This window comes from Agarilytica rhodophyticola, from assembly GCF_002157225.2.
GTDB classification, from domain to species: Bacteria; Pseudomonadota; Gammaproteobacteria; order Pseudomonadales; family Cellvibrionaceae; genus Agarilytica; species Agarilytica rhodophyticola.
In genome coordinates this window covers 5,334,250-5,347,474 of record NZ_CP020038.1, presented here as the reverse complement: position 1 = coordinate 5,347,474, position 13,225 = coordinate 5,334,250, and the positions used below count along the sequence as shown (strand labels likewise).

Annotated in this window: 6 protein-coding genes; 5 read left to right on the top strand and 1 reads right to left on the bottom strand. The window is 39.8% G+C overall.

The features are described 5' to 3' along the window. The first annotated feature begins 170 nt into the window (after positions 1-170). The 3 genes from BVC89_RS22220 to BVC89_RS22210 all read left to right on the top strand — a co-directional run bounded on the left by BVC89_RS22220 (position 171) and on the right by BVC89_RS22210 (position 3,005). Positions 171-788, top strand: a complete 618-nt coding sequence (locus tag BVC89_RS22220) for an SCO family protein (protein ID WP_086933307.1) — start codon at positions 171-173, stop codon at positions 786-788. Positions 789-802: 14 nt separating this feature from the next. Further along, complete coding sequence (locus tag BVC89_RS22215; protein ID WP_158658072.1) at positions 803-2,356, top strand: methyl-accepting chemotaxis protein; 1,554 nt, start codon at positions 803-805, stop codon at positions 2,354-2,356. 274 nt (positions 2,357-2,630) lie between these two features. Further along, positions 2,631-3,005 (top strand): hypothetical protein, encoded by a 375-nt coding sequence (locus BVC89_RS22210; RefSeq protein ID WP_086933305.1) that lies wholly within the window; start codon positions 2,631-2,633, stop codon positions 3,003-3,005. Positions 3,006-3,122: 117 nt separating this feature from the next. Here the strand turns inward: BVC89_RS22210 and BVC89_RS22205 are convergent, their stop codons facing one another. Next, on the bottom strand, positions 3,123-5,090 hold the full coding sequence (locus tag BVC89_RS22205; protein ID WP_086933304.1) for a PPC domain-containing protein: 1,968 nt from the start codon (positions 5,088-5,090) through the stop codon (positions 3,123-3,125). A 1,283-nt stretch (positions 5,091-6,373) separates the two neighbouring features. Here BVC89_RS22205 and BVC89_RS22200 point away from each other — a divergent pair. Then, the gene (locus tag BVC89_RS22200) at positions 6,374-9,121 is read left to right on the top strand and encodes a PD-(D/E)XK nuclease family protein (protein ID WP_086933303.1); all 2,748 of its coding nucleotides are present in this window, start codon (positions 6,374-6,376) and stop codon (positions 9,119-9,121) included. 5 nt (positions 9,122-9,126) lie between these two features. Further along, a complete protein-coding gene (locus BVC89_RS22195; protein WP_245929436.1) occupies positions 9,127-12,669 on the top strand; it encodes a UvrD-helicase domain-containing protein in 3,543 nt (1,180 codons plus the stop codon). Positions 12,670-13,225 lie beyond the last annotated feature (556 nt).

The following is a 13,225-nucleotide window of genomic DNA, read 5'->3' as shown; positions in this document are numbered from 1 at the left end:
TTACTTATAATGTTATATCAACAGAGTATTATCTAATACTTTGGTTATGTGAAAAATTTATGAAATATGGGTAAAGAGCTTCAGCTCTGCCTATACTCTATAATTAGAGGTTATTTCAAAGTGGCCTTTGGTGTATTTTAGCGAGCAATATATGATTGAAGAATAAAGCAATGAATAATACTAGTAGATGGGAATTAAAAAAGCTGATGTTGCTATCCTTGAGCTCTGTATTATTACTTTGTGCTATTATCATGTGTTTTTTTCCTCAGCACCATATTCTTTATCAAGCCTTTAATATGAAGTATATCGAAGGTGCCTCTACTGGCTTTATTCTCGCCGATTACGACATGAGTGATCAGTATGGCAACAAGGTTACTTGGGAAAAATTGTCCAGCCAGCCCCTTTACCTTACTACCGGTTTTACCCGCTGTGGGCATAGCTGTCCTGTGACAATGTCTCTCTATCAGAGAATGTTTGATCGTGTTGAAGGGAACGCGACATTTGCGCTTTTAACAATTGATCCTGATTACGACAGCGAACAAGTGATGAACGAATATTTAAGTGTTTTCAACCCTGCTTTTGTTGGGTTGATTATTAAAGATAAAAATCAACTGGGGCGAGCTGTTGATGATCTTAAACAATATATCAGTAGAAATGAAGGCTCTATAGATATTGCTCATGCAAGTAATATCTATCTTCTCCACCCAAGTGTTCCGGGTCTAATTATTTACACCAAGCCCAGTGTTAATGTTATGTTGAAAGATCTCCATACGATAAATATGATGTGATGAAGGAAAAGCAAATGAATGATGAGCTCGACCAGAAAGTGCAAAGTTTCATAAGTGAAAAGATTAGTAGTGATCTTGCCTGGTCGGATAAGTTTATGCTTATAGTACTGGCTTGCCACTTACCTTTTATTTATTTTGTCGTTCCCTATGGTTATGGAACCCACTTACAAGGGGCAATTCCTGCAACCTTAGCAGTGTTAGCCAGCTCAGCTATTTATTTCGTAAGTAAAGGGGCTTTTATTTGCCGTGCAGCGATCTCCATCAGCTTTATGGTGATGTCGATGGTAATGATTATGCAGCAAATGGGACGTCTGGAAATGCATTTTCATATTTTTGCCGTGCTTGCATTTCTTATTATTTGGCGGGACTGGAAAGTCTTACTGGTTGCTGCTGGAGTCATTGCAGTTCATCATTTAGTAAGCGTACCCTTACAACTATCTAATGCGACTATCGGTGGGATACCTTATATCGCATACGCGCAAAATTGCAACTGGACAACCTTTTTGATTCATGCGGTATTTGTTGTGTTAGAAACAGCTATTTTAGTATTTTTTTCAGTGCGCTTAGCTGCACAATATAAATTATCTTATCTTATTATGGCCAGTGTAGAGCTTTCATCAAAAGACAAAAATCTGATGATTGATCTCAGTCGTTTTAATATAAATTCAAAAGAAGGCAGGTTGGTGGTTGAATCTTTTAACAACTTCTACCAAATGTTACGCAATATATTTGATCAATTTAGGGAGGTAGCTTCCAACCTTACCACTATTGCAAGTAACTCTTCAGATATTGTGACTAACAACCAAACTCAGTTAAATGAACAGAGCGAATGTGTAGAGCTTGTTGTTAATGCTAGCCATAACATGATTGCTAATATCGCCGATGTAACTGAAGCATCGCTTAATGTTGCAACGATATCTGATGAAGCGAAGTCATTATCTGGGCAGAGCGAAACAAAAGTAAATGATACTGTCAATCAAATCGGGCAGCTGATTAGTCAACTTAACGAAATGAAAGTTGTTATTGATCAGCTGGCCTCGGATACGATTGAAATAGGTAGTATTACTAATGTTATTCGCAGTATTGCCGAGCAGACTAACTTATTGGCTCTTAATGCAGCGATAGAAGCTGCGCGAGCAGGGGAGCAGGGCAGGGGGTTTGCTGTGGTCGCCGATGAAGTTCGTACACTAGCGCAACGTAGTCGCGATGCGACTTCTGAAATAGATGGTATTGTGGAAAACCTTGAAACCTCTTCAAAACGAGTGGTTAGCATGATGGAACAAAGCCAACATCAAAGTGGTAAAACTATTAAGGAAGCCGAGTCAACCAATGCATTACTGCAACAAACCTCAGTTGCTATTAGTAGAATTCACGATGTCAGTTCACAGACGGCAGGCTCAATGGAGCAACAACGAAGTGTCTCTGAGAAGGTTAATAGTGATATTGAATCTATTAAGAAATCAAATATTAGTGTTCAAGAACAAGTAGATAGCTCACATCATCTTGCTAAAAATGTGGCCGATTTAGCGGCTGAGTTACTAAGTGAAATAAGTGAAATAAAGACCTAAAAGCAGTTAAATTTCGTTTCTGTTTTCATAAATAAAACTATACATATTACCGAGCTTTTGTCAGATCATTTAGATAATATCATTAATTAGTGTGAGAGATTTTTTTGCACGTTAGCAGGGATAAAGGCTCTATCAATATTTCCTTAAATATTTAAAAATTTCATTACTGTTTATAAAGTTATTTTGTGTATATTGTTTTTTATTGAAGAGAACTTTTACGGGTTGACTACCACTAAAAGCTAGTATTTTAACTAGTCTTTTGGATAAAAAATTTATGCTTAATACCAAATTTAACGCTAGGGCTTCTTTAACATCTAGAGTTCCGAATCAAACTAATGTTAAAACAAACGGGGCCCCTGGCACACCATTTATGGCTAGGATAGCTACACATGCTGTTAGCCAGCTAGCAACGAAAGGTAATGGAAGTCTTGCAATGCAGGGGGGATATGATGGCACTAGTAATCATAGAGGGAAAGCTGCAAGTAGTTCCGCTGGCAAGAAAAAGCCGTGGCACAAGGACGGATGGAATAAAGTTGATAACTATACTCAACTAATTAAAAGATTAGGGAAAATTGACACTGCTGAAAAACGTGAAATGGTAACATTTCTGAGAAACGAGAGAGCAAAATTAATAAAAAATCTAAAATAATCTCAGAAAGTAAATATCTCATTTAATAGCATCTCCTATATACGGAGAAAAACTGATTCGCTATAAGAAGCCCCCATAAGGTGGGGGCTTTTGTCAGTCTTAATTAGGCATTAACCATTAGTCATCGTGAACGTGTCTAAATGGAGGCTGTGTTGCTCCTTGACCAATAGATGTGGCGGTATTCTCAATGCCGGTATAGCCTTCGTTAGGATTGAATACATCGCGGCCAAACATTGAATCCACATCATCTGCTGTACCAAAAATGCCATCTTCACCAATACCAATTACGCTAAATGAAAGATTGCCGCCCTGATCCATAATATTGGGTTGATCGTTAAACTGATCTGTATGCCAGTTACCCAAGTAATGGCCAGCCTCATGCGCGACAATTTCACCGACACCAACACCAATTAAATCTATGATCGATGACTCGTCAGAAATTGGGAATTGATTAAGCGAATTAGGATTTGTCGCCTCAGCGCTTAGAAGATCAAGTAACACAAATCCTGTTTCTTCTGTATCAAAGTTACCTACGTCGATAGATTGAGCGATACCGATGGTTGATACGCCGAGCTCAGCAATTGTGCCGCCAACGATAACACGGCTTACATTTGGCATGCCAAAAGGATCTTGATGATCACGGCTATTGAGTAAACGGATCTTAAAGTCGCGGTTGCGACCTGAACGTCGGATATCATGTACCAAGCTTTGTTCCAGAACACTCATAACAGAGTCAATAACAGCATCTTCATCGGCATCAGTAAGACCCCAATTCGGCAAGAAGCTAGAAAGTGGTGAAAGGGTAACGATGTTAGTTCCTGGAGGAGACATATCATCAATAGACTCAGCTAGATCTACTGTGGCACCATCAAAATCGACAAAAATAGTTTGGAAAGCGCCTTCCTCGGCTGTACGCAAAGTTGGTAACTCAGCGTTTAGTTGCAAGGTATAAGGCCCTTCATTCATGCCTTTTAATCTCAGACGGTAAAAGCCTAGCTTATCGACCACATGATTGACACTGACCAAACCTGAAGGTAGTGGCGAATTATCTGGGAAGATGAACGAAACATCCCCCATCGAACCTTGTCGCTCGGTTAAAGTGCTGTCAAGCAGTGTCATATCAGATGCTGTGCCTGTAATGGCGGCACCGAATACGTCACCAGGTTTTGCCAAAAATACATAGGTTTGCTCGTCGAAGTAGTCAAGACCCACAGTCATTGTGTAGGTGCCTTCACTCAGCGCGCCGCCAAATATTTCACCTGGGCCACTTGAGGAATCGTTGAGGTCTGTTAACGAGAACGAGCCAAAGCCGCCGACGGAAATGAAATAATCACCTGATGCAGGAATCTCAAATGAGAGAAAACTATCGAATGACTGGGAAACATCACCATCGTCATTAAAGGCAACTCGCACTCCATCAGCATTGTATACTTCTATATAAGGATCTAGGTCACCTCGTGGTATTGGCGTATCGATATCGATCATCAAGGTCTGACCGGCTTCTAAATCCCGCAATGCATAGAAATCAAAATCAGCCGAGCCTGTTCCTTCTGAACCGTAAGGGCCATCGCCAATAACAGAATCTACAACAATGGCATTGCCTGACTCAAGGTTAACTTCGGTGGCTAACAATAGAGAACCTTCATCTTCTGCTGCAGGAGTTACAATTTCCGGTGCTGGTAACTCAAACTCACCAGAGATTGACACTGAACTATGTTGCCATGAACTTGTGCCAAAAAAAGGCAATACGTTAAAAGGGAAGAAGAATTTATCCGGTCCCGGCATGATGACACTTGTCGTATTACTTTGAGCGAAGCGGGCCTGTGAAGCCACGGCCTTTTTCATATTCCAGTAATTCCAATCAATTTTGTCATTGTCTGGCAGCATACTTAACCATGGATTCGGAGTTGACGGAACCATAGCTTCGAATTCTTCAGGAGAATATTTTTTTGCAGAATATTTATTTAAATATTCTGACATATCTTTCTTTTGGGCTATCGCCGATGGAGTTAACATCCATAAACTTGAAAATGCAAGTGCGGCTAAAGGTTTTATGTGGTGTCTTAGGAAAGGTCGTTTGGACATCAGAAAAACTCCTTTAATAATGTGTTAATTGTTCTATTGCTTTAATCGGCTAGGGCATAGTCACCCCTGAGAGATCGTTACTCTCATTGGTGTCTTACAATGATTATCCCCAGTGATCATCCAGAAACACGTATCCTATGCTTATTCTGGCTACTGCAAACAAAAGTGCTATTTTGTTTGCTCTTGCAATCAATGGCTTGTTGCCTTTGATCAGGCACCACAGCCTGTGGTGCAATTAGTTAGTACATTTTTTATCGACGAGTACCAACTAGCGTCAACTACAAAAGTGGATATTAGTAAGTAAGCTATGGGTATGCCTAAATTAATTTTTTCTTACCCAAAAGCTGATCCTACGCTCATAACTTATTATTCAGCAAGCTTGTTTTTTTTACTTTGGTGCCAACAAATTTTTATTCTTTAATTATATTTTGACAAATGCTTGTTTTTTCCAAAATAAGGTTTCAATTTATTACACACCAAAAATTTACAAGAAAAATGGCGTCGTATTTTTTGTTTTTGAATCGTTATTTGCACTTTGAGATGATTTTGATACGAATAAAGTTCTGATATTTATATAAGTATTTGACGCATGCGTATTTTGACGACTAATTACGATTTAATTTTGGCGTTTATAAATTCTTTTTTTTTATTATAAAATTTTGTGTTAAATTTTATACGGTGCCTTTTTCGAGACCGTTATGGCGGAGGCAAAGGTATAAAAATGAACGAAAGCCCGTGACCAGAAGAGAAACTAGGTTTACCATAAATATTTCTAATAGTAATAAATAATTATTTGCCTTATTTTGCTCTCAATAAAAATGAGCGTGCAGTAGCTAAAGGAATAGCTAAAGCTATTACGATAAAAAATTGCATCTGCAAAAAGATAACAACTATCAACCATAAATTTAATGTGGAATAGTCTTTAATTTATCCTCCTATGGTTTGCCGTTAAAGATGATCTAATTCTTACAAATACACCTTAATACGCTAAGTTATTTTTTTGCTCAAAAAACAATCGGTTTTGCTCGGAGCTGAGGGGGAGGTAAGTGTGCTGGAAACCCTTGCAGTAGCGGTGTACCATGTATGCATAATATTCATAAAAGTGTTGTTAAACAGACTAGAGTTTGTGTGAATAGTGACCAGAAGATAACGTGATACCTAATTACACTGTGCTCAAATGAATCAAATCCGCAATCCATTCTTGAAACCGCGCTATACAAGTCCTATAAGTACTACCGAATACCCGGCAACAAGCAGATAGCAAGCAAATAGAGAGACAAACAATGAAACTGGTAAATGCTGTCGCCGACTTTTTTAAGAAGTATCCACATGACACACTAATTCTTACACCTAATAAACGCTTGGGACGCTTTATGCAGCGCCAGTATGCGCTGTATCAGCAAGCACAATCCGTCACCGCTTGGCGCAGTCTTAGTTGCCTCTCTATGAACGCTTGGCTACAGCGTTTGTGGGATAGTTTGAACATACGGCAAATGGATGTGACTTCCTCTGTTGTGCTCACTGCGAGCCAGGAGACTTTGCTTTGGCAGACTGCGGTTAATAGACAAAAAGATGTGGTGGAGCTGTTTAACCCTACTGCTGCCGCAGATGTAGCACGCAGCGCTTGGTCTACGTTAAAGCAGTGGCAGGTGGAGATAGATAAAATACCTGAATTACATCCTGCTTTTGAGGCCTGGGCGAACGAGTATCGAGCACTATGTGACGAAAAGTCTTTAATTGATTTTACTTCCATGGTCGAGCTACTCACCGAAGTGATTAGCCGCTCCCAGCTAAGGCTACCTTCTAATATTGTGTTACTGGCTTTTGACGATATTCCTCCTCAGCTGGTAGGCCTATTAGAGGCTACCAAGAACCAGGGGGCTTATGTTCATTATGAAGAACTTTACTCCTTTGTAAATCAAGATTTAAAGCAAGCCCGCCATGTAAACTATATCGGCTTGGCAAATTATCAAACTGAAATTTGGAGCGCTGCATGTTGGGCGGCCAACCTTATAGATAACAATCCGATGGCGACGGTTGGAGTGGTGATTCCAGAATTGAATCAAAGCCGCGCACAAGTAGAACGTATTTTCACCCAAGTGTTTGAGCCGCAATATGTTTTACCTGACCAAGCTCGTCATGCTCCCGGTTTTAATATTTCTGCTGCTGTACCCTTGGCTAAGGTGCCTCTTGTTGCTTCGGCTTTATTACTCCTAAAGCTTAATTTCTCTGAACTCAGCACTGATGATGTCAGCCAGTTATTACATTCTCCTTTTTTTGGAAATGCGAGCGAAATGCAAATGCGGTCGCAGTTAGATAAGCAATTGCGAGAGCAAAATTTAAGTGTAAGCTTCAAAACGTTGAGCGCTATGATTGGTGAGTTTCCTGGTAAGAGTAAAAAAGAGAAGCAAGACGATGAGCAGGTCAGCTATCTGACAAGTTTGCATAGCGGCTTACAAAATTTTCGCAAGCTTTTATTACATGCTCCTAAAGAACAAGCGCCGACAGCTTGGGCGCAATTATTCGCTGAACAATTGATCGCTCTAGGCTGGCCCGGCGAGCGTGCGCTAGATACATTGGAGTACCAACAACTGGAAATATGGTATTCCGTTATTGCTAACATGAGCAATTTTGACCATGTTTACCCCGCTATTAGTTTGGCTAAAGCCATCGACATACTTTCTAAGCTTGCGAACGATACGGCTTTTCAGGCACAAACGAAAGATTCTCCAGTACAGGTATTAGGTGTTTTTGAGGCGGCGGGTATGATGTTTGATCATCTGTGGATAATGAATATGGACAATGCTTCTTGGCCGGCAGCGGTGAAGCCAAATCCATTGCTACCATTGTCGATGCAAAAGAGCCTCCAGATGCCCAGAGCTTCTGCTGAACGAGAGTTATTGTTAGCAAAACGTTTAACTTCCCGCTTCGCCAACTCAGCGCAAAAAGTCATATTTAGCTATGCCATGCTCGATGGTGATAAAGCTATGCAGCCAAGCAGCTTATTGACTGATTATCATCAAGTGACATTAGATGAACTCAATCTTATGGCGCCTGCCGACTACTGTAACCTCATCATGCACAACGCCCAGCTTGAACGTGTTATAGACATTAAAGGTGTTGCGGTTGGAGAAAGAGTAGAGTCAAACAATGATATTCGGGGTGGTACTCAAATATTGAAAGATCAAGCTGCTTGCCCATTTCGCGCCTATGCTAAACATCGACTATTTGCACGAGAAGATATACAAGCCCAGCCGGGTCTAAATGCTGCTGATCGCGGCAGTTTAATTCACGATGCACTGGAACGTATTTGGAAGCATATTAAAGATCATTCCCAGCTTTTAAATATGAGCGATAAGTCCTTAAAGGAAGTGATTAACAATGCTATCGATTCAAGTATTAATGATTTAAAACACAATAAGAGTATCGGTCTTAAACTGGGTGAACTTGAGCATAGTCGCATGTATAAATTACTGCGTGCATGGTTGGAACTTGAAAAAAAACGCAGTCCTTTTTCTGTTGTTTTTCGTGAGGCGAAGCAAGATATAGCGCTTACTGGTTTACCTATAAATGTGCGCTATGATCGGGTGGATAAACTTGAAGATGGTCGTTTATTTGTTATTGACTATAAAACAGGAAAGTCTGAGGCAAGGACATGGTCGGGAGAGCGTCCTGATGAACCACAGGTACCTATTTACGGGGTTGCTAATGAAGATAATATTGCTGGTGTTGCCTTTGGCCAGTTACATGTGGACGAAGTTGCATTTAAGGGTATTGCTGAGCGCGATAATATTGCGCCAGGGCTGCGCTTGCCTGACAATCTGGGAAATATAGATTTACCTGATTCCTGGCAAGATATTATCACTCACTGGAGGGAAGTACTATACGATTTGTCCCGCGAGTTCTTAGCCGGTCATGCAGAAGTAAAGCCCAAACACGGCGCGGTGACGTGCCAGTATTGTAACCTTCAAAGTCTGTGCAGAATACGAGAACTTGAATACAACCACAAAGATGGAGATTTAGAATCTTGAGTAAGGTGGTTGATAATAATGGTGTGATTGATGCCCAGCAGCGTTTGGATGCACTTGATCTAGATTCATCTATTATTTGTGAAGCGCCCGCTGGCAGCGGTAAAACCGAACTATTGACACAGCGTTTTTTAGGGTTGCTCACTCGCGTGCGTAAACCTGAAGAAGTTTTGGCAATTACCTTCACCCGTAAAGCGGCTGGTGAAATGCGTGAACGTATTATTAATGCTTTACATACAACAAAACACAGTGCTATACCAGAAGAAGCCCATCGTCGTATGACATGGCAATTAGCCAATGATGTGTTAATTATGGATGAGCACAATAACTGGAATATTCTCGATAATCCTAATCGCTTACAAATCCTCACCTTTGATAGCTTATGCGCAGGACTTGCCAATACTTTACCGTGGCACTCTTCATTTGCCTCTGCGCCACAGGTGAGTGATGATACTGAAGAATTATTTTTAGAAACGGTTAGACAATTTTTACAGACATTAGAGAGCGATGCTCCCTGGAGTGAAGCCTTAGCCTTAATATTAAGTTTATTGGATAATAATACCCAAAAGTTGGAACAGTATTTCGTGCGTATGCTTCATCAGCGCGAATCTTGGCTGCAACTTTTTGGCTCAGGCTTGAATCCACAGCAGCAGCGACAAGGTATCTTGCCGCGCTTACAAGAAAATTTAGAAAATGTTTGTCGCGATGGTGTTACCAAGGTCAAAGATTGTTTGTCGACGGAACAGGTTTGTGAATTATTGCAGCTAGTTTCATTTGCCGCATCTGAAATATCTAAGTTGAGTGATGACTCGCCCCTATTAGCATGCTTAAATATGGATGTGGATAACAATAACTTGCCTGATACTTCTGATAAAGGGATCAAACAATGGCAGGCAATAGTTAATCTACTCTTTACTGATAAAAATGAGTGGCGCAAATCTTTAACAAAGAAAAATGGTTTTCCTACCAGTAAAAATAAAGAAGAGAAAGCATTTTTACAGAGCCAAAAAAATCGCTGTTTAAAGCTTATTGAAAGCCTTAGCGAAATAGATGGTTTGGCAGAGTATTTTACTGATATTAAACGTTTTCCTAGTATTGAATACGATCAAGATCAAGCGGCGCTTTTGGATGCTTTTATTCAGGTGTTACCAATTCTCGCTGCTTATTTAACTGTTCAGTTTCAGGAAAAAAACAGTGTTGATTTTTCCGAAATAAGTATCCGTGCACGTATGGCCTTAGGAGGCTTATCACAACCATCTGACTTAGCTTTAGCCTTAGATTATAAAATACAACATATTCTTGTTGATGAATTTCAGGACACATCTCCTGCTCAAATTGAGTTGCTGACACGTTTGACAGATGGCTGGCAACAGGGGGACGGTCGCAGCTTGTTCTGTGTCGGTGATGCAATGCAATCTATTTACGGCTTCCGTGGCAGCAATGTTGGTTTATTTTTAGATTGTATCGAGCGTGGTTTAGGCGATGTTGACTTACAAGCAATTCGTCTAAAAACAAATTTCCGCAGTGATTTCTCTGTAGTTGATTGGGTAAATCATACCTTTGCTAAATCTTTTCCGGCTCGTAATGATATTACAGTAGGCGCTGTTACTTATGCTCATTCTCAGGCGTTTAGCCAGGTTAACATAGATAATGCTGTATGTGTTCATGGTATTAGTGATGAATATGACTTCAACGATAGTGAAGGTGCTTTAACGGTCGAGCTTGTGCGACAGGCAAAACAGCGTAAGCCTGACGGCAGTATTGCGATACTGGTGCGTACGCGACATCATGCATCGGCTATTGCAAGTGAGCTGACGAAAGCAGGATATAAATATCGAGCAGTGGATATCGAGAACCTCGCTGACAATTATGTTGTGCAAGATTTGATGGCTCTAACTCACGCGATGTTGTGGCCAAGTGATCGTGTGGCTTGGCTATCTGTTTTACGTGCACCTTGGTGTGGCTTATCTTTGGCTGATCTAGAGATCGTTGCTAATCTTGGTATAAATTCAAATGTATTGCCCACACTTATTCAGCAGTTAACTTGGCTGTTAGATGTACCAGTGGAAAAAGCTAGTAATACTGAATTACAAGGAGATTTATTTCTACAGTCCTCATCCTCTCCTTTGATGCAACAAGACATGGCAAAAATTCATCTATTGTCTAATTCTGGTCAGCAACGTTTACTACGCGTAGTAGCTGTTTTGCAGCAGGCTATTGAGCAGGCTCAGCGCAAAGATTTGCGTTTGTGGGTTGAAGGTACGTGGCTTTCTCTTGGGGGGCCTGCATGTTTGCAAAATCAACAGGATAAACAAAATGTAGAGTTATTTTTTGAGTTGCTAGAAAAGCTAGAAGAAAGCACTGTGCTACAGAAAAAAGATATGCTTCAAAAAGGCGTGCAGAAGTTATTTGCTGTGCCTGATCCTGATAGTGATGATAGTTTGCAGATTATGACGATTCATAAATCTAAGGGCTTGGAGTTTGATACTGTTATTTTGCCGGGCTTACATAAAGCATCTCGCAACCTCGATCCTGAGCTTCTGCGCTGGTATCAGCGTGTAAGTTTATCTGGTGATCAAGAGCTGGTATTAGCGCCTATTAAAGCCAGCGGTAAAGATGAAGATCGTGTTTATCAGCATCTTATGCATGTTGAAAGAAAAAAAGAAGAGAATGAAGCCTGTCGTTTACTGTATGTCGCCTGTACACGCGCTAAAGTAAGTCTTCATCTCATCACTCAAGTTAGTTCTAACCCTAAAGATGAGATGGCGTATAAAACCCCTCGCAAGGGGACTTTGATTCATCCAATATGGCAAGCGATAAAAACACAGATACAAGAATATAGCCTAGACGATGGGTATAACACCTCTGTCAATAATGAAGAGCTAGATAATGATGATAATCCTAAGGTTTTAACGCGTTTACAAGAAAACTGGAGTTTACCATTACTGCCTCATGGGGAAATATTAAAAGATTACATTCCCTTCTTCGAGCATGACAATGTTCGAATAAATTATCGAGAACCTGTAGATCATGTTCCTCGTATTATAGGCACATTGATTCATCGCATTTTACAGGAGTGCAATATTGAACTTTTGAAAAGTTGGCATGAGCACAACTTTGAAAATTGCCGAGCTATGTGGCAGGCTCAGCTTATGAGTGCTGGTCTAGCGGCAGTTGATTTAGAATCGGCTTTAGAAAAAATTCAAGTAAGCTTGACTAATCTTGTAGAAGATAAAGACAGACACTGGATTTTCTCCAATGACCACCCACAACGTTATTGTGAATTTGAAATTTCGGTGAATTCGTCAGAAGGAGTGAATCATTTTATCGTTGATTTGCTACTATATGATGGTGAGACTACATGGATTATCGATTACAAGACAGGTCAACCTAAAAGCGGTGAATCTATAGAAAGCTTTATGGCTACAGAGAAGTCGCGTTATAGAAAGGTTATGTATCAATATCGCTTTGCGATAGAAAAATTAGGCTATAACAATATCAAGTTAGCGCTTTATTTTCCGATGCTTGGTCGTTGGTTGGAATATGACTGATGTCTGTTCATACTAACTGGTTTGTCAGCAATTGATAGAAAGTGAGTAAAAGACTAAAAAAATATCCAGCTTATCAAGCCAGCTGAAAATTCTTCAAAAACACTTTAAGGTGCGAAATGAACGCTCCACTTTATTGTGTTTTTTATACATTTCATGGTCATAAGTAATTTCCATACCATATTCTATTAAAATTAGTGTGAACAGGCATTAGTATGTCATAACTCGGTTTTCTATGAGTTAGTAATATGGGGAATCGAGCTTCTAAGTTAAAAATTGCTATTTACTGATACATAATCAATACAAATTATATTAATCTTTTTTACATACTGTACTTTAGAATAAATATAACTATTTATTAATAGAATGTTGTGCTGTCAGGGCAAGATGTATAAAAATTATAATCGCATTAATGAACGCAAATCCATGTAAGGACGATTGCTAGTAAGATATTTTACTGAAAATTTTTTGAAATAATATTAAATGAAAGATCTCCGGTTAGGCCAGTTTACCCTTGGAATTAATAGAAGTTATATATTGTCTAGCCATCTAAATATAA